General features: G+C 54.6%; 14 protein-coding genes, 1 tRNA gene and 1 pseudogene. 2 read left to right on the forward strand and 14 right to left on the reverse strand.

The genetic code is table 11. The features are described from left to right. Positions 1 to 12: 12 nt before the first annotated feature. Together AC1EK1_RS06430 and AC1EK1_RS06435 are read right to left on the reverse strand one after the other, a co-directional pair. Positions 13 to 1,401, reverse strand: a complete 1,389-nt coding sequence (locus tag AC1EK1_RS06430; RefSeq protein WP_480306129.1) for a hypothetical protein — start codon at positions 1,399 to 1,401, stop codon at positions 13 to 15. Between the two features lie 5 nt (positions 1,402 to 1,406). After that, complete coding sequence (locus tag AC1EK1_RS06435; RefSeq protein WP_480306128.1) at positions 1,407 to 3,806, reverse strand: TonB-dependent receptor; 2,400 nt, start codon at positions 3,804 to 3,806, stop codon at positions 1,407 to 1,409. A 188-nt stretch (positions 3,807 to 3,994) separates the two neighbouring features. Between AC1EK1_RS06435 and AC1EK1_RS06440 the strand changes: the two genes are divergently transcribed. Continuing rightward, positions 3,995 to 4,081: transfer RNA gene (locus AC1EK1_RS06440), tRNA-Ser, on the forward strand. Positions 4,082 to 4,603: 522 nt separating this feature from the next. On the opposite strand, the gene AC1EK1_RS06445 is transcribed toward AC1EK1_RS06440, so the two are convergent. The 10 genes and pseudogenes from AC1EK1_RS06445 to AC1EK1_RS06490 form a co-directional block, all read right to left on the reverse strand. Beyond that, on the reverse strand, positions 4,604 to 6,223 hold the full coding sequence (locus tag AC1EK1_RS06445; protein ID WP_480306127.1) for a glycoside hydrolase family 3 protein: 1,620 nt from the start codon (positions 6,221 to 6,223) through the stop codon (positions 4,604 to 4,606). A gap of 101 nt (positions 6,224 to 6,324) precedes the next feature. Next, entirely contained in the window at positions 6,325 to 8,130 is a 1,806-nt protein-coding gene (locus AC1EK1_RS06450; RefSeq protein ID WP_480306126.1) for a RagB/SusD family nutrient uptake outer membrane protein, read from the reverse strand. 31 nt (positions 8,131 to 8,161) lie between these two features. Beyond that, a pseudogene (locus tag AC1EK1_RS06455) lies at positions 8,162 to 10,264 on the reverse strand (SusC/RagA family TonB-linked outer membrane protein); the annotation flags it as partial. 36 nt (positions 10,265 to 10,300) lie between these two features. Further along, on the reverse strand, positions 10,301 to 11,461 hold the full coding sequence (locus tag AC1EK1_RS06460) for a carboxypeptidase-like regulatory domain-containing protein (RefSeq protein ID WP_480306125.1): 1,161 nt from the start codon (positions 11,459 to 11,461) through the stop codon (positions 10,301 to 10,303). 51 nt (positions 11,462 to 11,512) lie between these two features. Continuing rightward, the gene (locus tag AC1EK1_RS06465; protein ID WP_480306124.1) at positions 11,513 to 12,703 is read right to left on the reverse strand and encodes an exo-beta-N-acetylmuramidase NamZ family protein; all 1,191 of its coding nucleotides are present in this window, start codon (positions 12,701 to 12,703) and stop codon (positions 11,513 to 11,515) included. A gap of 8 nt (positions 12,704 to 12,711) precedes the next feature. Next, positions 12,712 to 13,896 carry a serine hydrolase domain-containing protein gene (locus AC1EK1_RS06470; protein ID WP_480306123.1) on the reverse strand — a complete coding sequence of 395 codons (1,185 nt, stop codon included), beginning with the start codon at positions 13,894 to 13,896 and terminating at the stop codon, positions 12,712 to 12,714. Further along, positions 13,896 to 14,711 (reverse strand): N-acetylmuramic acid 6-phosphate etherase, encoded by an 816-nt coding sequence (gene murQ / locus AC1EK1_RS06475; protein WP_480306122.1) that lies wholly within the window; start codon positions 14,709 to 14,711, stop codon positions 13,896 to 13,898. Before murQ ends, AC1EK1_RS06470 begins: the two co-directional genes overlap by 1 nt. Further along, positions 14,708 to 15,562 carry an ATPase gene (locus AC1EK1_RS06480; RefSeq protein WP_480306121.1) on the reverse strand — a complete coding sequence of 285 codons (855 nt, stop codon included), beginning with the start codon at positions 15,560 to 15,562 and terminating at the stop codon, positions 14,708 to 14,710. Before AC1EK1_RS06480 ends, murQ begins: the two co-directional genes overlap by 4 nt. Continuing rightward, complete coding sequence (locus AC1EK1_RS06485; RefSeq protein WP_480306120.1) at positions 15,559 to 16,707, reverse strand: acyltransferase family protein; 1,149 nt, start codon at positions 16,705 to 16,707, stop codon at positions 15,559 to 15,561. Before AC1EK1_RS06485 ends, AC1EK1_RS06480 begins: the two co-directional genes overlap by 4 nt. Before the next feature lie 18 nt (positions 16,708 to 16,725). Continuing rightward, positions 16,726 to 18,177, reverse strand: a complete 1,452-nt coding sequence (locus AC1EK1_RS06490; protein WP_480306118.1) for a sodium:solute symporter — start codon at positions 18,175 to 18,177, stop codon at positions 16,726 to 16,728. 600 nt (positions 18,178 to 18,777) lie between these two features. Between AC1EK1_RS06490 and AC1EK1_RS06495 the strand changes: the two genes are divergently transcribed. After that, positions 18,778 to 19,605, forward strand: a complete 828-nt coding sequence (locus tag AC1EK1_RS06495) for a glycosyltransferase family 2 protein (RefSeq protein ID WP_480306117.1) — start codon at positions 18,778 to 18,780, stop codon at positions 19,603 to 19,605. A 1-nt stretch (position 19,606) separates the two neighbouring features. Here AC1EK1_RS06495 and AC1EK1_RS06500 read toward each other — a convergent pair whose 3' ends face one another. Continuing rightward, on the reverse strand, positions 19,607 to 20,620 hold the full coding sequence (locus tag AC1EK1_RS06500) for a stealth family protein (RefSeq protein ID WP_480306116.1): 1,014 nt from the start codon (positions 20,618 to 20,620) through the stop codon (positions 19,607 to 19,609). Further along, positions 20,592 to 21,470: a lysophospholipid acyltransferase family protein gene (locus AC1EK1_RS06505; RefSeq protein ID WP_480306115.1), complete on the reverse strand. Its 879-nt coding sequence runs from the start codon at positions 21,468 to 21,470 to the stop codon at positions 20,592 to 20,594. Before AC1EK1_RS06505 ends, AC1EK1_RS06500 begins: the two co-directional genes overlap by 29 nt. Positions 21,471 to 22,238: the final 768 nt, after the last annotated feature.

The following is a 22,238-nucleotide window of genomic DNA, read 5'->3' on the forward strand; positions in this document are numbered from 1 at the left end:
GTCGTTCTGCGATTACATGTTTTTGCTGGGGAAGCGGTTGAAGTACACATCGGGTTTCCAGAGCATCTTGGTGAGGTCTGCTTCGTTGGCGTCGGGGTAGTACCTCTTTATCGATCGGATGCACTGTGCATGGTCACCGTCGGCATCCGCCATCACTCTGAATGGGATGGTGAGCTGTGAGTCAAAGGCACCGAGGCCGGACTCGAGCTCGTTGTAGTCGTACTTGACTTTGGCACCGGAGCCTTCTCCGTCATCGTACTTTGCCCCGAGGCCACCTCGGCCTATCTTGGTGTTTTTGATGTGAAAGATGCCTACGTGCATCTGAAAGTGTACATCCGATTGCCTGAACTGCAACATCCCCTTGAAGCCTAGTCGCTCCAGCTGATCGCCCCCAAGGTTGCGATGCATGCGGAGGCGTATGGCGTAGGGTGCGTGGTATCCGTTGATCACAAAGCCACGGTTGTCGCCCAGGTCGTCAAAGTCCACCTCCTCGCCAAGCATCTTGTCGAGCGGATCCGTGTCTCGGTACTCGTAGGTGAATAGATCGGGGACGAGGGCATTGAGTTCGTCTGCCGGCAGTGGCTCCGAGAGCTGATAGCGCTGTCCGTCCGAGTCGGTGTAGTCGTTGGTGTTGTTGGTCTCTTCGGCCTTCATGGCAAGTGCCTGATTGTACTTGAGGCTATTGGGCGTATGGGGTAGCAGCGGTGTGTAGATCACGCTTCCCGAGGTGCTTTCGGCCTTGACAAAGGAGCCATCGGGCTTGAGCAAAAAGGTGTACTTGTCGATATACAAGCTGTCGGGGGTCAGCGGATATACGAGTGGGTATTTCCCGGTGACCTTGCCATCGGCACCCTTGTAGCCCTGGGAGGCATTGCCTATCGTGAAGAAGTGCTGGTGCTGGTATAGGGTGGCCTCTGGTGAGGTCTTGCACAGCTCCCTCTGTGTGGACTTGGAGGTCGCTTGGTCGCTGATTTGGGCAAACTGGTGGTTGATGTTGTTGCCGTTGATGTCAAAGTAGTTGAGCTCCAGTCCGTAGTAAAACTCATCGGACTTGATCACATCAAAGGCCTTGCGATCGGACGTGATCACCATATTGCGGTTTTCGTCCATGCCAATCGTGATCTCCTGATAGGTGGGGATCGGTGTGGCGAAGTGCGCAATGTCGTAGGCGGTGTAGATGTCGTCGTTGTTTTCCAGCCTCTGATCGCTCTTGCGCGCCAAGCGTAGGATCGCCTGCACCCCATAGACGTTGTCGTGTCCGACGATGACCCTCTCGATCGAGGATGGCGGGGCTTTTACGACCCGCTTGAGCAAATCATCCATCTTGTCATTGGCACACGCTGTCAGGAGGAGTACCAAGGTGGCTATTACGAATTGACTGTATCTATAGATCTTTTTCATGTCACTCAAAACTTAATGATCGTCCGCAACGAGACATTGGCGCCCTTACCGTGCGCATAGTACCTGAATCGGTCGGTGTACTCCTTGTACATGGTGTTGAGGATGTTGTCTCCGATGAGTAGGATCTTCACCTCTCGGGACTTGGGGAGATTCCACGTAAACTCCGCCGTGGCATTCATCAGTGCATACGCAGGTGGTGTCTCGCTCACCAAGTCCTTCTCCGGGTTGAAGTGCTTTTGCTTGGTCACAAAGATACCGGATACGGATACCTGGGAGCTGTACTCTTTGTTTCGCCCCATGGCCCACTCGTAGCTCGCCGACAGCCCGTACCTATCGGAGGGCATGAAGGGTAGGTACTCCTTTTGGGTCAGGTTGCGGGCATAGATCCATTCACCCCTGGCCGATAAGCTCACCCCTGTATAGGGCGACACCGTGGCCATCAGGTCGCCACCCAGTAGTCGGGCATCGTCCTGACCGTAGACAAACTTGGGGTACTTCCCCGTCGGGTGGTTGTGAAAGCGATCCAGACCTTTCCCGATACTGTCGTAGATATAGTTTTTGACATGCTGATAAAAACCACTGGGCTCCACCGACAGCCAGCTGTTGCGCCATCTGGCACCGAGGACCGCCTTGTAGCCATTTTCGCTCACCAGGTTGCGGTTGCCCTCCACCCAGTAGGTACCGTGGTGCAGCCCGATAGAGTAGAGCTCGTTGATATCCGGTGGACGCCAAGACCAGCCGATATTGGCTCGCGCATCCAGGTTGTCACTAAACTGATAGTGACCGGCAAAGCTCATCGTGTAGTTGCTAAAGACCTTCCAGTCCGTATAGTACTTGGGGCTGCCTCCGATATTGGTGTACCCGTCGACATCCATGGCCCTAAAGTCGTACCTCAGTCCGGCCGACAGCTGCAGCTTGTCTATCTTGGCCGAGTGGATCAGGTAGCCACCCATCGTGAGTGCCGCATAGTTGGGGATAAAAGCCGGCTGCATCGTGCCGGGGTAGTTGTAGTTGTACTGATAGGTGCCCGACAGCCCTACCTCCGACTTCATGTCCCAGAGTCCCCACAGGGCATTCCAGTTGGCATCGGTACGGTACGTGGAAAGCAAAAGATCCTGCACCGGATACCAGCTCATGTTGTGCGTCTTGCGGTTTTCAAACTCCCACCTCAGGTTGTCCTGGTACGAGGCAATCACCGACAGACTATGCCGATCATTGATCTGCCACTTCACATCGCCCTTGAGCATGAAGTGCTGAGTCTGCTGAAAAGGAGGCTCCACCTCGTATCTAAATGGCGACAATGTGGAGGGATCCGGACGCCCCGCGCGGAATCGATCCAGTAGCTGATTGATGTCCGAGATTTTGCTCCCAAAGTAGATACCGCTCCTAGAGTAGTACAAGCTACTGTAGATCGTGGCCGTAAGGTTGTGCCACTTCACCCCGCCGAGTCCGGAGAAGCTGATGTTGTTGTAGCCGGTGTTGTTGAGGATATACTCCGGCGTGCTGTAGTCACCGGCCCTCTGGTACATGCCGTGCAAGCGCAGGCCAAAGGCCTTGTATCCCATCTCTATTGATCCGGCACCACTGTACCCCCTCGAGTTGGAGTCGAGCCCTAGGTTGACCCGCCCATTCACCTTGAAGCGGTCGTTCCCAAAAGGCAACTCAGCCTCATTGAACAACACCACACCCCCCATGGCACCATACCCGTACTTGATCGACTCGGCCCCCTTTACCACCTCCACGACACTTGCGCCCGTGTGGTCTATCTCCGGAGCGTGATCCGACCCCCAGCTCTGACTCTCCAGGCGCACACCGTTATTCATCAGGAGGATACGACTGCTGTGCATCCCCTGTATCACCGGCTTGGCAATCGTGCCCCCCGAGCTGATACTGCTCACTCCCGGCACCGACTCCAACATCTTGGCCAAGGAGAGCGAACTACTCTTCTCCAAAGTCTCCGTACTGATCTTGATCGCCTGTTGCAGCGATGACGTGTGGCGTCGCTGACTGATCACCAGCACCTCATCCATTAGCTCCGAGTCCTCCGACATCTCCACGACCACCTTGTTGCCGGCCCCAAAGGTGATCCACTTACTCACCGGACGATACCCCACAAAGGAGATATACACACGGGTCTTCGTCACCGGCTTGATAAAAGCCAGCTGGCAGTCACCATCCATGCCGGTCAGCACCGGTGTCTTGATATCATCCGACTTGACGATGGCACTTATGATCGGCTCCTTGGTCACCGCATCCACCACCACCAGAGTGACCTTTGACTTGGGCGTGGTAGGACCGTCTGTGACCACATGACCGCTCAGGTCAGAGGCGGCGTACGCACTCCAACCACTCAGGCAGGGCAAAAAAGCAACAAGAAACAATAAAAAGCTAAATACCTTCTTCATCCACATAACTCCATTGCTACAGGAGTGTTTTATTTAACTATCTGAATTCGTGGCGCAAAGTTAACATCTATTATCCAAGAAGACATCACTATAAGTAGGTAATTTTGCCCCAATTTTGCCCTTTTCCCCTCCTCGCCACTCTTTCAAAAACGGAAAGTAATAGGTACCTTTGCCTGCCCGCATCGAATGGAGGGGTGACAGAGTGGCCGATTGTGGCGGTCTCGAAAACCGTTGGAGCCTTCGTGCTCCCGGGGGTTCGAATCCCTCCCCCTCCGCAAGCAGGGGTGTAAATCACGTGATACGTTGATTTACACCCCTTTTCTATCCCCCCCCCAAAAAAAAATGTCGCTAGTCATTCATCCAAACAGCCTTGCGTCAGTTGATCCCCCCAAAAAAGGGGGGAAGTGGTTTTAGGGGTGAAAAAAAGAGTCTCTTTGGGAGTGGTGGTAGTCAGATGGTTACAAGGGGGCTTGAGTTTCACGGATAGAAGCGATCGGTTTCACGGATAGAAGCGAACCTTTTCACGGATAGAAGAAATTGCTTTGACGGATAGAAGGGAATTTGATCCTGTATCACGACCATTTTTGGTGAGTTCATTTCGTTGATCGGTTTTGCGACCCTTGGCGGGGTGCTGTTGGTCCGACTTTTCCGTCCGATCGCTGACCGTTGGCATCCGGATTTGGGCGGCCTTTTGGCTATTGTGCACCGGCAGGGGTGGCTTTGGGTGCGAAAAAACGATAGCCCCCTACAGCATGTGGCTGCAGGGGACTATTGATTGAGGTCTCTCTATGCGATTGCTATCTTAGTGTGGAGAGGCCTGTGCCGGCATGGTAGTGGGGGGCGAGGTCGACCGGCAACTTGCCTTGGAAGGGTAGCTTGCCTTTTAGGACCTTGTCAAGTGCCCGATCTGCATAGTCGCTCTTGTCGTATGCAAAGACTACCGCATCCGCAGTGGCCATCGCTTCGGCGTACTTTAGGGCTACGTAGGGGCTGGTCCGAAACACCAGTACACTCTTGGTCTCCCGGAGTAGCGCTACCAGCTCCGGAGTGGAGGTGGCGTCGCTGTCGGAGATGGTGAGGATCAGTGTTGTCTTTGGGTCGGTCTCCTTGGGGAGGGTTGCTCCGGTTTTGTAGTCGATATGGCTGACTGCATCGGTGGTCAGGGGGAGGAGTCCATTGTCGTTTTTGACCAGGGTCATGGCCCGATCGTAAATGTCTTGGCAGAGCTTGATCGAGGGGGCACTGTTTAGATCCTTTGAGAGGTTTTTGGTGGGGATTGGCTCCCGGCTGTCGGCTCCGAGGAGGTACTTCCAGATGAGTACTTTGCGACACCGTCTATCCACCTCTGCTGTGGAGACTTTGCCACTCTCCATGGCGGCAACCATCTCGTCTAGTGCCTGGAAGGGATCTACCGAGGCGAGCAAAATATCGGCCCCGGCCAAGAAGGTGGTGACAGCCACACCGTCCTCTCCGGCTCCCTCTATGATGCCTTTCATCCCGAGTCCGTCGGTGAAGATCAATCCTCTGAAGCCCATCTCCTCCTGTAGGAGGGTCGTGACCACATAGGGTGTGGCACTGGTGGCCTTTTCGCCGGTGCCTAGTGCGGGGATGCTGAGGTGTCCCACCATGATGCCTCCAAATCCTTGGCTGATGTAGCTCCTAAAGGGGGCCAGCTCGACTGTCTCCAGCTGATCTCTGAATCGGTTGATTACGGGCAGGGTCTTGTGGGAGTCCGTGGCGGTGTCTCCGTGCCCCGGGAAGTGCTTGGCTGTGGAGAGGAGACCGGCGGTCTCCATCCCGAGTGAGTAGGCGAGTCCCAGGCGTGACACGAGGTCTGCCTCGGATCCGTAGCTACGGGTGCCAATGACGGGGTTGAGGGGGTTGCTGTTGACATCCAGAACCGGGGCAAAGTCTACATGGATGCCTATCCGCCGGGCCTCCTCTGCTGTGGCTCTGCCGTAGGCATAGGCAAGTGAGACATCGTCCGCCGCTCCTAGTACGATATTGCGTGGCCACTTGATGGTCCCGGAGAAGCGCATCGAGAGGCCCCACTCTCCATCCATGGCGACCAGCATGGGGATGCGGGCCTCACGGCGCATATAGTTGGCGAGGCGGACCACATCCTCCGGTGCCCCTTTTTGCCAAAGGACTCCGCCAAACTCAGCCTCCTTCACCTGTCGGCGCCAGTTGGCAAGTCCCTCCTTGTCTACCTTGGGCCAGGTCATCGGCATGATGAGTTGTGCGGCTCGTTGCCTAGGTGTCAGCCGGCTCATCCATTGGTCGGCATACGCTTCCGCCTGTCGCACCCGCTCCGCATCCCTCATCATCAGTGGCACCACCCCTTGTGCCAATGATCCTCCTGCGGTCAGTAGGGTGAGTGTGCTTGCGAGTAGTACTGCTTTATTGAATAGTTTCATCTCCTAGTGTGTCCAAAAAGAGGGGGTGTGCCCTCTCATGCATTGCAGAGCATGACACACCCTCTCTTTGTCAAAAAATACTTCTTATTATCCGGCGTTGATTATTCCCATCCGGGGTTTTGCTTCAGTACAGCCTTGTGGTCTTTGTAGAGCTTCAGCTGGTCTATGGGTAGTGGGTCGAGGTAGTGCTTATCCTCCACTACTCGGAGGTCCTTGACATTGCCTTGCAAATACCCTTGGTCGCCATCACCGAATGTGTGTATGGCCTCTTTTACGCTTTTCTCAATCTTTTTCAGATCTTCCGGAGTGAGGGGTGCCTTTTTCGCAGCTTCCGTCTTCAGGTAGTTGAGGATCACTGTTCGGTCCACCCAAGCGCCCATGTTTTGTTTTGGGTTTTTGTTGCTGTCGGCTCTCCAAAGTTCTTTCCAGCGCTTGAGGTCTAGGTAGCGCTTACCCTCGTGCTCCATCTCTATGCGTCGCTCGTTGCGTACTTCCCATAGGAGTGGGCTTACTTCCGGGGTGCGCTGAGGATCCATCACTTGGACTCCATTGACCAGGACATTGTCTCCACTGATCTGCAGGTGGGGCATCATGACGTCCTTGCGATCACGGATCGTATTGATACTCTTGTCCATATCGTCTTGTGTCATGGCAGGACCTCCTACGGTGCCCAGCTCGGCACATGCTTCTGCGTATATGAGCAATACCTCTGCATAGCGGAGCACAGGAGCATCGGTGGTATTGGTGCTACTTTGTCCCTGAGCGGTCCCGATGTACTCTGTCCGGATGTATTTCCGGTTGAAGTAGCCGGAGGTGGAGTATTTCGACTCCACTAGGTTGTAGTGTGGTCCCTCGATGTCGAGGCAGTAGCCCATACGTGGGTCACGGTCTTTCATCTCGTTGGTGAAGACTTTGTCACCATAGTATTGTGGGTTGCCGTCCTGTCCCCAAGCTTGTCCGTTGAGTGTCCTAAAGCTCTCTATCAGAGACTTGGAGGGCGCGTTTTCCTGAGGTTGCTCTATCTCAAAGGACATGACAGAGTGGGTCACCTTGCCGGCCATGTAGGAGCGGTACATGATGATCTCCGGATTGAGTGCCAGGTCCTCGGAGGTAAAGAGGTCTCTATAGCTTTCGGAGAGCTTGTACTTCTTGGTGTCCATTACCATCTTGGCAAAGGCTTTGGCTTTTTCGAAGAAAAACTTGGCTTCTGCTTGGTTGTTTTGGTGGTATTTCTGCCATGAGCCCTCATACAACATCAGGTCTGCTGCTCGTGCACAGACGACATCTCGGTTTACCTCTTGCTTGGGATAAAGGTCCTTGACACGTACGTGCTGTGCCGCATACTCCAGATCCGCACAGATCTTCCTCATGTTGGTTGCCCGATCGGTCTGAGATTTGTACAGCAGCTCAGTGTCCTTGTACTCGGGGGCCTCTTCGTAGTAGGGAATACTGCCAAATGAGCGGATAAGGTTGGCATTTTCCAGAGCGCGATAAAAGAGGAATACCCCTTTCCAGTGCGCTTTGGGCTCTTCGGCCAGGGTTCCCGCCTCCACTCCTTTGAGGAGTATATTGAGCTTCTTGATGTAGTCAAAGTTCCAGCCTCCACCGCTGGTGGGGACGTTCTTGGTCATCTCCTTGACACCGCTTTGGCAGATGTCGTCGCTCCAGATGGCGGCTGTGGTCTGATTGCCAAACTTTGATCGGGTCCATCCGGATTCGTAGCCACCAAAGTGGAGTGGCAACAGCTCATTGGCCGATCCCCTAAGGGTGACTTCGTTGCTGTAAAATCGTTGGTTGTTGGGCAGCTCTGTCTTTGGGGGTCTGTTCAAAAAGTCTGAACAGGATGTCGCCCCCATTGCCAGGCTCAGAAAGCCGGCGTATAGACCTATTTTCTTATATATTTTCATAAGGGTTGTTCTTTATAAATTCATCAGTTAGCTAAAACCTCACCTGTGCACCTACAGAGATGGTACGTGAGAATGGGAATGTACGTCCGAATGAGTGCGGATTGTTCCATTTACCTGAGACTTTGTACGTAGAGGCTTCCGGGTCTACCGGTATCTTGCTCTTGTAGATCTCAAAGAGATTCTCACCACTCAGGTAGATCCTCAGTCCGCTCATGCCGGCCTTGGAGATCAGGTTGTTGGGCAGGCTGTAGCCTACGGTCAGGTTTTTCAATCGGAGGTAGCCCAGGTTGAGCAGGTAGCGTGACTGAGTCTTGAAGTTTTTGGTATCGCTGGATAGGTTGCCATTATGCATGAGTCGTGGGTAGAATGCATTGGTGTTTTTGGGTGTCCAGTAGTCCATCTGGTGCTCAAACATAGCCTCATATGTGAATCCGGGGATTCCGACAGATCCGAGAGGATTCACGTGACGGCTGCCAACGCCTTGGAAGAAGGCGCTCAGGTCCATTCCGGCATAAGTCAGCCCAAGATTGAAGCTGTACTCAAAGTTGGGGTTGGTATTGCCGATTACTTTGAGGTCGCCGTGATCGTCCACGGTATTTGAGCCGTAGTTGATCTTGCCGTCACCATTGAGATCCTTGTACTTGACATCACCCGGGCCGAACTTAAACTTTCCGGTCTCAAACTTGGATTGATCCGGTACCTTTTTGGTGTCGATGAGGTAGGTACCTTTGGAGTTTTTGACACAGTCGTCGTAGGTGAATAGGCGATCGGTCTCGTAGCCCCAGATTTCGCCCAAGACCTTACCTTCGTACAGGCCGTAGATGTTTTTGGTGGTGTTGTTGTACTTGGTGATCACTTCCTTTACGGTAGACAGGGTCGCACTTGCTGTGATACCTAGGCCGTTTTCGAACTGATGCTGGAAGTCTAGCATGAGCTCCATACCTGTACTTGTGAGCTCTCCGGAGTTGACCTTGGGCACATTTTGTCCGAATGTGCTTGGTAGGGTTTCGCCCGGTGAGTGCATGTCGGATGTGATGCGCTTGTACCAGTCAAAACTTATGCCCAGCTTGTTGTTGAAGAAGCGCATGTCCATACCGATATCATACGTAGAGACACGCTCCCAGGTCAGTAGCGGAGATATGGCATTTGGCATTTTGAAGTAGGGCAGTTGCTTGCCATCCACCAGCCAATTTCCGGTCTTTTGCTGGATGGTTGAGAGATAGGCATTGGCCGCCACATCCTGGTTGCCGATGGTTCCGAATGATGCTCTCAGCTTGAGATCGGAGAAGGTCGGCTTGAGTGGCTCAAAGAAGGACTCCTCCGAGACACGCCAGCCCAAGGATCCGGATGGGAAGAATCCCCACTTCTGTCCCTGTGGAAACTTTGATGATGCATCGTATCTGGCATTGAGCTCTACGAGATATTTGCCGAGGTAGTTGTAGTTGAGACGCCCAAAGAATCCCGCTGTTGCTTGGTCGTAGTGGAAAGGATTGTCGTCCACATACTGATCACCGGTGGTGAGTGCCAGCTCGGGCATATCGAGGTCGATGAGCTCTTTTCGGTCTGAGCTGTGTCCTCGGAACTCGTTTTGCTCAGCATCGAATCCGGCCATCAGCTTGAAGTTGTGCTCGTTGTTTAGAGAAAAGTCGTAGGTGCCGTATGCCTTGTAGACATGATTGTAGGCGTAATCACTCTCTTCGTAGACACGGTTGTGGAACTTGGAGTATAGCCCGTCGTACTTGAGGGGGTTGGTGGTGTTGAAGAAGTCGTACCCGTACACTTGTCCACCGGGGCGATGGAGGTGTGTGCTGACGAGTGTGAAGGTGTAGTCAAAGTTGATCGCAAGGTTTTTGATCGGTGTGATGACGGTACCTGCATTCATACGCATGTAGTTGCGCTTACGACTCTCCATCTTGGCTTGCTGGACCTCCGTGATTGAGCTGCGGAAGGTCTTGCCCTTGTAGGTGCCATAGGGGTAAAAAGCCGGCCACCGAAGCAGATAGTACCACATGTCGTATACTCCGCTGGTAAAGCGATAGGGGCGTGAGTAATTGTCATGCGTGAACATCATGCTACCGTGTACCTCAACCCAGTCATTGATCTTGGTGCTGATGTTGGGGTTGAAGGTGTAGCGTCGGTTTTGATCCGGATTGTAGCGGAGAGGTCCCTCTTACTTGAGGAAGCCCATGCCGATGCTGTAGGTCGTAGAGTTGGTACCTCCGGAGACCGTGATGTTGTGGGTCTGCTGTGGGGACCAGGTCTTTGTGAACATCTTGATCGGGTCAAACTCACGATACCAGTAGTATTTTCCACCACGGTATTCAAAGTCACGCCCTTCTTGCATTTCTCCGAGCTCAGCTTCGCTCATACCATGGTACTTGTCGTACCACTCTTTCATCTTCCCGACTGCGATCTCATCTACGTTGTAGCCGATCCAGTTGTCAATAGATGATTTTCCCTCGCGGTGTGCCATTTCCAGCATAGCCTGAGCATTTTCGTAGGCTTTTGCCAGCTTGGGCATGATGGTCGGGGTGCTCCATGCAAAGTTGGTGGAGTAGGTGACAGATGGTTTGTCGCCCACTTTTCCTTTTTTGGTCGTGATCAAGATGACTCCAAAGGCTCCACGAGTACCGTAGATAGAGGAGGCTGCCGCATCCTTGAGGACAGATATGGAGGCAATGTCGTTGGGGTTTACGAAAGAGAGATCGGGTATGGGAACGTTGTCGACCAATATAAGTGGCTGAGTGCCCGATTTTGCATTGAGGGATCCAGCGGAGCCACGGAGCTTGATCGTCGGCCCTTGTCCCAACTGGCCGGAAATGGAGGTGATACTCAGACCCGGAGTGGCACCCTGTAGTGCGTGTCCTACGTCTGCTACAGGTCTACTCTGTAGTGTCTTGTCGACATCGATGCTGGCAACGGCTCCGGTGAGGTTTTCTTTCTTTTGGGTGCCATAGCCGACTACGACGACCTCGCTGAGGAGTTCGCTGTCGGGGAGGAGTTTGATCTTGAGGTTGGTGCGCCCGTTGATCTTGATCTCCTGGGAGGTGTACCCAACGAAGGAGATGCGTAGGGTAGCGTTGGAGGCCACGTCAGTGATGGAAAAGTGTCCATTTGGGTCGGTGATGGCTCCCTTGTTGGGTACACCGACTACCGAGACGGTCGCACTAACGAACGGTTGGTCGTTTTCGTCGGTGACGGTACCTTTGACCGTCAGTCTCGACTGTGCAGACAGTGTGGCGGGGAGCAGGAGGAGGCAAATCAGCAAGCCCAGGAGAAATAGGGGGCTGCTTTGATGCCGTCTGCTACAGAACTCTGTTTTTGCATTCATAATAGTTTGGGATGAAGAATTAAAGATAAGCGTGTCCTCTTGCCACATCTTTTACCGAGTGCTACAATCGTAGCGACAGTCGGGGTAGAGGAGGTAGCGAGCACGCATGGAAATGTACTTTTGGAGATCTGCCTGCCAGGAGTCTCGGATCGCCTCCGGTGAGACGCCCGACTCCAGCTGCCGGCGGAGCGTGGAACCTCCGGCAAGGAGGTCAAAGAACTTTGGTCTGGTGATCAGACTGACACCGGCGGCCTTGCTGAGGGTGGCTATGTCGGTGAGGATCTCGATGTTGATCCCCGGCTTGATGGTATAGCCTGTGAGGTCGGGCCCGTAGCAGACTTTTCCCTCGTGTTTGGGGTTGTGCGCTCCGGCGATGCTCTGTGGGGTAAAGGTATGTGTGCCCATGCGTTTGTCGGGGTAGCCGGTCTGCTCAAAGGGGTGCTCCGTGCCACGGCCCTCGCTCCAGCACGTCCCCTCGATGAAACAAAGCGTGGGGTAGAGGAGCAGTGCGCGGTCGCTCCGGAGGTTGGGGCTCGGCCGGACCGGCAGGCTGTAGGGGTCGCCATGCTTCCATCCGAGGAGGGAGACGACGGTGAGGTCGGCGGTGAGGTTGTCGCCCAGCCAGCCCTCTCCATTGATCATCTGCCCCAGCTCGCCCATGGTGAGCCCGTGGACAGCCGGTATGGGGAACATTCCGACAAAGGAGCGGTACTCCCTATCCTTGAGCACCGGTCCGTCTACTGCATCGTGGGGGTTGGGGCGGTCGAGGATGAGGATGGGTGTGCCGGTTTCGGCGCAGGTCTGCATTACGTAGTAGAGGGTGCTGATGTAGGTGAAAAAGCGTACCCCCACATCCTGTAGGTCAAAGAGGATCATATCCAGCCCGGCAAAGTCCTCTGCGGTGGGCTTGTGGTGCTTGCCGTAGAGGGAGATGACAGGGAGTCCGGAGACCGGGTCCTTGGCGGAGTCCACCTTGGCTCCGGCATCGGCCATGGCTCGGAAGCCATGCTCGGGAGAGAAGAGACGCTTGACCACGACGCCATTCTGTATCAGGGCATCGAGGAGAAAGGTATGTGCCGGATCGGTCTGTACCGCCGCTTGATTGGCGACCAGTCCTACGCTTTTCCCCTCGGTTAGTCGGACGATCTCATCCATCCTGTCGGCGCCTACCTGTAGCTGTGCTGTGGCGCTGAGGGGAAGGAGTAGGAGGAGCAGAGATGCGAGATTGTGCCTGAGTGTCATAGTGTGGGCTACTTTAGGACTGATGAGGCGACGATATTGGAGATCACCTGATTGAGTTGTGTGGTGGAGGTATTGTCGTGCGGGTGGACCCGATTGGCGAGCCAGATGATGGCTACATGCGTCTCCGGGTCTATGCTGATGTAGGTGCCGGTGTAGCCGGTATGGCCGTAGGTCCCCTCGTGGAGTAGGTCACCCATTGCCCGGATATTGGGGAATGAGCCAAAGCCGGGTGTGCGACCACTGTCGTTGGGAAACGCCGGGTGGAGGGAGGTGAAGACTCGCACGGTATTGGGTCTGAGGATGCGCTTGCCGTGCCAGAGTCCTCCATTCATGAGCATGGTGCAAAGAGCAGCCATCTCCTCAGCGGTGGAGAAGAGCCCCGCATTACCTGATATGCCACCATTGAGCACCCGTGCCATCGGGTCGTGGACGGACCCACGCAGGGGTAGACCATCGGGTTGTAGCTCGGTGGGTGCGCAGTTTTGGAGGTTCTTCCCGGTGGGGAGATATCCGGTGTGACGTAGTCCCATCGGACGATAGATATGATCGGTGACGTAGTCCTTGAGCGTTTCTCCCGTGACCTTCTCAAGGATGTACTGTAGGGTGATGAAGTTGAGACAACTGTAGGTCACCCGTCCCTCGTCCGGTGTGTAAAGTCGCGCCACTTCGGCTATATGCTTCTCCAGACCGCGACGAGGTGTTGCTTCGCCCCGCTTGAGCACTTCGGAGACTGTGGCGTAGGGGGGTAGGCCGGAGGTGTGGGTCAGTAGGTGGCCGATCCGGATCGGATCCTTGGGGTCCCAGTCGGGGAGATAGTCGGCGACACGGTCGCGTAGTGTGATACGTCCCTCTTCGAGGAGTTGCATGATGCTGATACCGGTTGCCATAGGCTTCGTTACGGAGGCCATATCAAAGAGTGTCTCGACGGTCATCGGCTCTACGGTAGGGGTGAGACTGCGGTGACCGTAGGCTTTGAGGTAAACCATCTTTCCCTCCCGCACCACTGCTAGCACGCCACCCGGGAGTAGCGAGTCAGCTATGGCGGTGGTAATCACACTGTCGCACCGAGCCAGCATGCGCCCATCCATCCCCATCTCCTCGGGGGTGGCACGCCGGAGAAGTCTCTCCTGTGCCAGACCGGATAGGGAGAGGGAAAGGAGGAAAAGTAGGACTGTCGTCTTTCTAGTCATCATCACTTTGCGTATTTATCAAGTACAGCACGTACAGATCCTGCCTTCAGTAGCTCTGCCTGTGCACGGTCATGTGGCCAGTCGTAGTACTCCATCAGCATGCGGGTGCCACGTTCCACGAGCTTTTTGTTGCTCAGCTGCATGTTGACCATTTTGTTTCCCTGCACGCGTCCCATGTGGATCATGAGGGTACTGGATATCATGTTGAGCACCATCTTCTGTGCTGTGCCACTTTTCATGCGAGAGCTGCCGGTGACATACTCCGGTCCGACGATGGTGACGATGGGGTGCTTGGCGGTGCGGGCGATGGGTGAGCCGGGGTTGGAGGTGATCCCTCCGGTGACGAGTCCGTGCTTATTGGCCTGCTCCAGTCCGCCAATGACGTAGGGGGTTGTACCGCTGGCGGCGATCCCGATGACAGAGTCGTTGGGTCCGATGTCGTGTTTTTTCATATCCTCCCAGGCTTGGTCCCGTAGGTCTTCGGCATTTTCCACCGGATGTCGTAGTGCATAGTCTCCTCCGGCTATCAGCCCCACAAAGAGTGTGGGGGGCATCCCATACGTGGGCGGAATCTCGGAGGCGTCGAGCACGCCCAAGCGTCCACTGGTACCGGCTCCGATATAGAAGACCCGTCCACCTCGCTCCATACAGGGGAGGATATCGTCGATGAGCGCACCAATTGCCGGGAGTACGTGCTGTACGGCGTCCGCGATTTTGTGGTCCTCGGTATTGATCTCCTCTAGGATCTCGAGGGTGCTTTTTTGCTCGAGGTTGTCGTAGAGGGAGGTGCTCTCGGTTATGTTCCTAAAGTCTGTCATTGGTTATTCGGGTTGGTATGGTATATGATCAGTCCCTCCATAGGGGTTTTTAGTACGGTGCCGACTGTGATCCCCTCCTCCTCACCGGCCTCACGCAGTATCGGCTCAAAAGCCTTGGCTATCGATCCCACAAAGTGTGCCTGAGTGGTCTCGGAGGCGGAGTAGAGCTGGACGTTGCGCCTAAAAAAGGATCGAAATGCCTCCAGGACCAGGCTATGCATCCGTGGATGGTCGATGTGATTGCGCACGAAAGGTGCAAAAGAGGCAAGAAAGCGGTTGGCCTGTGGCTCATTGTAGACTCGGCGGAGTACCATGGCTGTGTCGACATCGGGGTAGCTCTCCACAAACGCCTGTTTCAGCTCCTCAGGGAGCAGCCCCTTGCACAGATCAGCCACCAACATCTTGCCCAGCATGGTACCGCTTCCCTCATCTCCGAGGATATAGCCCAGTGGTGGGATATTTTCGCAGATATCGGTGCCGTCGTAGTAGCAGGAGTTGGCTCCGGTGCCGAGGATACAGGCAATACCCGGCTCGCTGCCGCAGACAGCGCGAGCGGCACCGAGCATATCCGTCTTGACAGTCACGCCACCGGCTATCGCATCATTGATGGCCTGCCGGATCATTGAGTGCTTTTCCTCACGTGCCCCCGACCCGTAAAAGTAGATTTTGTCAAATGAGTAGCCCTCTACCGAGGGACAGACCATCTCCTGCAACTCGGTGACAATCTCCTCCGAGGTGACAAAAAAAGGGTTCAGCCCACGAGTGTTTATTCGGGCTTTTACTTCACCGCTTTGGGGGTCCAGAGCGACCCATTCCGTTTTGGTAGATCCACTATCGGCTATCAGTATCATAGTTTGATGAAAATTCGTTTCCTATACAGTGTATATGCGATGACCCAGTTGAGGCCCAAAAAGATCAAGGAGTAGGCAAAGGAGGCCGACTCAGGCGATGGAAGAAGCTCCGAGAGTGCGGACCAAGCCAGGCCGGCCACTCGCTTGCCATCAGCCTGTACCGGCACGTACAAAAAGAGCAACGTCAGCACCGTGGATGCCAAGTAGGTAAAGAGGGCATTGGCACCGAAGTGTCTGAAAAAAGCAGCCCACTTTACCCGTCTCTGCACCTCAGTGACCCAGATCAGCAACCCCAGCAGGAGAGTGCCCAGGCCACAGGTGACGAGGACAAAAGTGGGCGACCATACTTTCTTGTTGATCGGGAGCCACCATCCCAGTGCATACCCTGCTAGTGTAAGCGACGTCCCGAGCACGAAGAGCACCACCATCCGGCGGTCGCCTTTTTCGCTCATCAGTCGTTCGCCCACCAGGGCACCTACTAGTACCTGCATAGTGGCCGGCAAGGTACTCAGTATCCCCTCTGGATCGATACCGTTGTCATTGTACATGTGCTTCTCTCCGAGCAGTGCGCGATCCACACGGGCAAGTATGTTTTCGGGTCCGTACAGGTAGCCATTTCCCATGAGGAGGAGAGCTGCGTAGGCGACTAGGACCAGAGCGATAAGCCACTTCAGTCCCCGACTCCGCACCGTCAGCAGGAGTAGAGAGCCCAGCCCATAGGTCAGGCCAAGTCGAGGAAATACTCCCAGTATCCGCATATGAGCGGGGTAGTCAAGCGCATGGACCAGCCGCTCCATGAGAGTGGCCCCCACCTCGGGCTGAAACCAGCGCCGCAAAAAGGTGGCCACAAAACCCACTCCCCAGCCAATCAAGATCAGCAGGAGCGTCCGTCGGGCGACCTTGTAGGCCACAGAGCGAGAGAGCCGACAGTCATATTTCGACAAGCTGATGTACATCGACACGCCCATGATGAAAAGGAAGAAGGGAAAGACTAGGTCCGTAGGCGTCAGTCCATTCCACTCGCTATGCTGCAGAGGTGCATACATGTGTCCCCACGAGCCGGGATTATTCACCAGGATCATACCGGCTACCGTCATTCCTCGGAGGATGTCAATGGCTACTATGCGCTTACTCTCTGTCATCATTGCTTGGCTATCGGTTGGTCAAGCCCCCTTTTTTGTACTAATGAGCCGGAGCCCGATCATGGTAAAGAGGGCATTGAGGATCAGGATCTCGTAGCTAAAGTGGTACCCACCGAACCATCGGTCGGAGTTGAGGTCCAGCACCAGACAGATGATGGGCGACAGTAGCACCACCGGAGGTATCATACGGTCACGCACCTTTCTCTTCGAAAAGATCCCAAATGCAAAGAGCCCCAGCAGTGGCCCATAGGTATAGCTGGAGAGGACGTAGACGGCATTGATGATAGAGGTGTTGTTGAAAGCATTGAAGAGAACTATGCAGACCCCCATCAGTACCGCCATCATTAGGTGCACCCCCTTGCGGGTCTTGGTGAGCTGTGCGTCACTTTTGTCCTTGCCTCCTAGGATATCGATGGTAAAGGAGGTGGTCAATGCTGTCAGGGCCGATCCTGCGGCCGGAAAAGCGGCCGCCACCAGCCCCACGATGAAGAGGATACCCACGATACTCGGAAAGTAGCTCCCTGTCGCCAGGAAAGGAAAAACCTGGTCGCTATTCTCCGGCAGAGTGATCTCCATCTGTGTCGCAAAAGTGTACAGCAACACCCCAAGAAGCAAAAAGAGCGCAATGACAAAAAACTGAAAGATGGAGCTGACCATCATATTGGTCCGAGCCTCACTGTCGTTTCGACAACTGAGGTTGCGTTGCATCATGTCTTGATCCAGCCCCGTGGTGGCCACCATCGTAAAGGCACCGGCCAAGAATTGTTTCCAAAAGTACCGCCCATCCCTAAAGTCATCAAAGAAGAAGACCCGAGACATATCACTCTCCCGGAGGGTGCTCACCATCCCCAAAAAGTCCAGTCCCAGCCCCTTGGCGATATAGACGATGCAGAGTGCGACCGAGGCTACCAAGCAGACCGTCTTCAGCACATCCACGCTCACCACACTCTTCACGCCACCAAAGAAGGTGTACAAAAAGACAAAGGCAACGGTCGTCAGCACATTCAGCCCAAAAGGCAATCCCAGCGGGTCAAAGACCAATAGTTGCATCGTCAGCACCACTAGGAAGATCCGGACAGATGCCCCCAGCATCTTGGAGACAAAAAAGATCCATGCCCCTGTCTTGTAGCTCGTCATCCCAAACCGATCCCGCAGATACTCGTAGATAGAAAAGAGCTTGATGCGGTAAAAGAGTGGCACCAGCACAAACGCAATCAATATCTGCCCCAAGACAAAGCCAAGTGCCATCTGCAGGTACGACATACCTCGAGCCGCCACCATGCCGGGAACGGAGACAAAGGTGACCCCACTGATCCCGGAGCCAATCATGGCAATCGCCACGAGGACCCAAGAGTTTGAGCGGTTCCCGATGAAAAATCCGGCATTGTCACTCCGGCGACCGGCCAGGTAGGAGACAACAAACATCAGGAAAAAATAACCGAGTGTCAGGCCAAGGACAAGGTAGGGAGACATAGTGGCTGTGGTGCTTAGATGGTTACGGTATTAAATGGTAGGCAAAAACTTGGGCTAAAAGACCAGTTATTTTACAATGCCGTTGGAGGTATTTTAATTATCTGCTTGTTTTGTTCGCTATTTATTCAAACTAGGTCAATCAACTGCGCTATTGACGCTTTTGGATTTCGTATCTGCGGGCAAGATAGGAATTTTCTCTGAATTAACAAACGTTTTTACCCAAAGAAAATGATATCATACTCATCATACTGTTTAGTTAATATGAATATAAACAAACTGCTGTATTGTTATGAATGTTTTTATTGTTTTTGCTTTGCGTTTATGAAATAGTGATTATTGTGACCTTGATGGTATAGCAAAGGTTTAGAAAATGTGTGTGCTGGGGAAATGGCTCTCTCCGCACCCTAGGTCGCTCGGTGGCAAGTATCCGTGCTGGGCTTCCTGAGGTCTGGCATGCCTGCATCGGAAGTTGGAGTGCAACGCTCCCGGAGCTTCGGTGGCAGGAGTGGCAAATGAGACTCTCGGAGCCGGGGTTTATTGTGGGTGAGCAATTTTTGGGGTAACTTGTCAGGTAGTAAGATCCAACTTAGCAGAATAGTTATGACCGAACTTAAAGGCGAGGGGCTGCCCCTCATCACGGTGGTGATACCGTGCTATAATGGTGCCCTGTACATTGAGGGCTTGATGGAGCAGATGCTTGGCCAGAGCTATCCGCACCTAGAGTTGCTGGTGATTGACGATGGCTCCACCGATGAGTCGGTCGCACTCTGGGCACGCTACCACGAGGTGCGTCTCTTGCGCAACCCCGAGAACCGTGGACTCTCGTACACTCGCAACCGTGGTATCCGTGAGGCGAGCGGTGCCTATCTTCACTTCATGGATGTTGATGACCGCATTACCCCCGACTTTTATGAGCTGATGATGCGTGCTATTCGGGAGAGCGGTGCCGAGCTGGCTTGCTGTGGAATGGTTCACGAGTGGGATCGTGCCAAGACACAGCGTTTTGTTGAGCGCAAGGTCTACATCGACCGCCACGACCGTCTCTTGGTGACCTGGGCCGGTCGCTGGGGCTATGCGGTTCGGTATCTTTTCCCGACCGCTTTTTTGCGTGATCGGGGGTTGGCTTTTGAGGAAGGCCGTTTGATTGAGGATCTGCCCTTTTCGTTTGCTGCTGTTTGCTTGGCAGACTCGTTGGTGACTGTTCCCGGTGCGGAGTACCTCTACGTGCATGCGCCCGGATCGATCATGCGGAGTCGGAGTCGAGCCGTTCACGAGCGACGCCGGCGTGACCGACGACATGCAGCGGAGCGTGTCCGAGCCATTGCGAGTGCACTTGGCGTCGATCGGATCCCGGGGGTGACTGCCGACCGCTGGCGCTATCGCCTGCACAAGGTCCTGCGGTGGCTGGGATTCCCGCCCAGGTACTAGGTTACTCGCTCGGTCGCTCGTAGGAGGAGGGCTCCGGCAGCAGATTGTCCAGTGCGTCTCGCACATTCCCCATCACCTCATCGTAGTTGCGGATATAGGCACTGTCGTTGAGGCAGATGAGCTTGTAGCTATGCTCCTCTATGGCGCGTATGGCACCGGCGGAGCGCAGTGCGAGCGGAAACATCTTGGTGTCTTGGTAGGTGTTGTAGGGGACGAAGTTGGAGCGACAGATCTGCCAGGTCCTAAAGAGTTCTTGCGTAAAGTCCTCCCGTGACCTAAATCTGTGCGGAATCATCTCACGGAGTCGGTCGCCGGCGTAGTCCCAGACCTCGTGGTAGGTTTGCTTGAGGTAGGGTTGGGCGTTGTGTGGCACCCGTAGGGTGAGGAAGCGAGGATACCATTGGGTGAGGCGTGTGAGACGCCCCTTGGCCCCGTAGGTGGGGTCGAACCACTTGTCGTGGTCTCGTGCCAGCACCTCCCTTTTGTCAAAGCGTTCATTGATCACACGCAGGTTGTTTTTGAGGCAGTGCGACCAAAGTCCGATACCGGTATTGAGCCGAAAAGCGGCGATGTCGCACGGCAACCCCTCTCGGAAAAATCGCTCCGGTGCCACCGGTGCGATCGGGAAGACATCATCGTTGAAGTAGACGAAGTGCTCCGCCAGACCGGGGATTTTGTGAAAAAACATCTCCAGTAGGCTGGAGTTGAAGGTCGGCAATGCTTCTGCGGGGAGGTAGTCCGTATGGTCCACAAAGACGAGCTTGGGGTGGTCGGGATCCAGCCACTCGGGGTGTTGCCCACAGGTGACGAAGTGGATCTTTCGGACCCACGGGCAAAACTTCTCCACAGCCCTAAACCAATAGCGGATCAGACCATAGTCACGAAATCTTGCGATGGAGACGGCATTGCCACTCTCCTTTCCCGAGTACTTGGCAAAGTCCTTTTGCCACTCCGGGTCGTGCATATCCACCCAGGTGATGATGAAGTCAATGTCGTGTTGGCAATTGCTTGGCATACTGAAAACGCTTGTGGCTCCAGAGGTAGTAGGGCGGGTCGCGCCGGATCATCTCCTCCAGCAGTTGGTAAAATGTAGTGGTCAGCGACGGTCCGGACTTGGGGAGCGGTCGTACCTCCGCCTGCCAGTAGCCCCGTCGTATGCGCCGGACCTCTAGGAAAAAAGGCTCCAGCCCCAGTCGGTGTGTTATTTTCTCTGCCCCCAGATATACCGGCACCTCCAGCCCAAAGAAGGTCTCGTAGTGCAAGAGTTGGTTGATCGACGGCGATTGGTCGGCCACAAATCCCACAGCATAGGGTTTGCCGGCTTGGTGCATCGCCACCATGTAGCGCAGAGTGTTGCGCCGCTCCACCGATCGACTCCCAAACGCTTGCCTATTGGCTCGGATGATCTCGTCTGCCACCGGGTCTCGCAACCGCTCATAGATCTGTGCGCAGTCAATCTCCGGTACCCATAGAGCGATGGAGGGGATCCACTCCCACTGACCGTAGTGACCCATATAGAGGATGATGTCTTTGCCGGCACGGCTTAGCTCGGCCACCGCCTCCGTCCCACTGATGGAGAAGTGTCGCCGGATCTGCTCCGGTGACCAAGTCATCATCTTGGGGGCTTCGATGAAGGTGTCACAAAAGTAGTGGTAAAACTGTCGCTCGATCTTGCGACGCTCACGGTCACTCTTTTCCGGAAAAGCCAGACGCAGGTTTTCGGCCACCACCTCGCGACGATAGCGCAGAAGGTGGTAGAGGACGAGGCAGACCAAGTCCGACAGTACATACAGCATCGGTAGCGGGAGCTTGCCGAGGCCGTACCAGAGTCGTTTCGCCCATTTGATCTTGCTCTTTGTTTTCATGAGGTCGTGTGTCGGTATTTTTCGTGAGGCGGTCGCACTTTGTGCAATCCCCTCGGTTCGCCAAAGGTACTAAAAAAGCCCCTTACGCTCCGCCCCATCGCTCGCCTATGAAAGGTCACTCCTTGGTTTGGAGTCGGGCCCGGTCTGCCGTATCGTATTTCTCGATCTGTTTTGCGACCCCTGGCGGGGTCGTGAGGGGGGGGGGGGCCGTCTTTTTCCGGGGGTCATCGTCGGGGCCTTCGCCCCTCCTCGACCGCCCGGCTATGAAAGAGCGACCCCTTGCGGGGTCGGTAGACCCTTTTTGTCGCACCTGTTTTTCGTTTTTGGATTCACCATTTGTGTCGTTTGATTGGGTTCACCAATGGGTCAATAGTTTGGTCAACAAACAGTCGGCAAAATTGGATCGGAGAAGTTGGGTCGTCAGCACCCTGCCGGGGGTGCCTTTTTCATAGCCCGGGTGTCAAGGGGCGAAGCCCCGAAGACCCCGGGTCCATAGATTCCGGAACAAATAAAACAACCCCGCCAGGGGTCGCAGAGCAGATCGGCAAAATTGGTCCGCCAAAGATGGGATTGATTTTTTCCGTCTATCCGTCTAAGCGATTTCTTCTATCCGTGAAAAGGTTCGCTTCTATCCGTGAAAACTTTTGCTTCTATCCGTGAAACTCAAGGGTCTTTGCAACTATTTGACTATCAACTCCCCCGGAAAAGGCTTTTTTTGAACCGAAAACCACCTGTTTTGCGACCCCTTGCGGGGTCGTGAGGGAAAAA

The sequence above is a fragment of the Porphyromonas sp. C0026D3 genome (assembly GCF_056590775.1).

Bases quoted from the DNA above. Each gene is read 5' to 3' on its own strand.
- AC1EK1_RS06430 (WP_480306129.1), bottom strand. From the start codon at position 1,401: ATGAAAAAGATCTATAGATACAGTCAATTCGTAATAGCCACCTTGGTA.
- AC1EK1_RS06435 (WP_480306128.1), bottom strand. From the start codon at position 3,806: ATGAAGAAGGTATTTAGCTTTTTATTGTTTCTTGTTGCTTTTTTGCCC.
- AC1EK1_RS06445 (WP_480306127.1), bottom strand. From the start codon at position 6,223: ATGAAACTATTCAATAAAGCAGTACTACTCGCAAGCACACTCACCCTA.
- AC1EK1_RS06450 (WP_480306126.1), bottom strand. From the start codon at position 8,130: ATGAAAATATATAAGAAAATAGGTCTATACGCCGGCTTTCTGAGCCTG.
- AC1EK1_RS06460 (WP_480306125.1), bottom strand. From the start codon at position 11,461: ATGAATGCAAAAACAGAGTTCTGTAGCAGACGGCATCAAAGCAGCCCC.
- AC1EK1_RS06465 (WP_480306124.1), bottom strand. From the start codon at position 12,703: ATGACACTCAGGCACAATCTCGCATCTCTGCTCCTCCTACTCCTTCCC.
- AC1EK1_RS06470 (WP_480306123.1), bottom strand. From the start codon at position 13,896: ATGATGACTAGAAAGACGACAGTCCTACTTTTCCTCCTTTCCCTCTCC.
- murQ (WP_480306122.1), bottom strand. From the start codon at position 14,711: ATGACAGACTTTAGGAACATAACCGAGAGCACCTCCCTCTACGACAAC.
- AC1EK1_RS06480 (WP_480306121.1), bottom strand. From the start codon at position 15,562: ATGATACTGATAGCCGATAGTGGATCTACCAAAACGGAATGGGTCGCT.
- AC1EK1_RS06485 (WP_480306120.1), bottom strand. From the start codon at position 16,707: ATGATGACAGAGAGTAAGCGCATAGTAGCCATTGACATCCTCCGAGGA.
- AC1EK1_RS06490 (WP_480306118.1), bottom strand. From the start codon at position 18,177: ATGTCTCCCTACCTTGTCCTTGGCCTGACACTCGGTTATTTTTTCCTG.
- AC1EK1_RS06495 (WP_480306117.1), top strand. From the start codon at position 18,778: ATGACCGAACTTAAAGGCGAGGGGCTGCCCCTCATCACGGTGGTGATA.
- AC1EK1_RS06500 (WP_480306116.1), bottom strand. From the start codon at position 20,620: ATGCCAAGCAATTGCCAACACGACATTGACTTCATCATCACCTGGGTG.
- AC1EK1_RS06505 (WP_480306115.1), bottom strand. From the start codon at position 21,470: ATGAAAACAAAGAGCAAGATCAAATGGGCGAAACGACTCTGGTACGGC.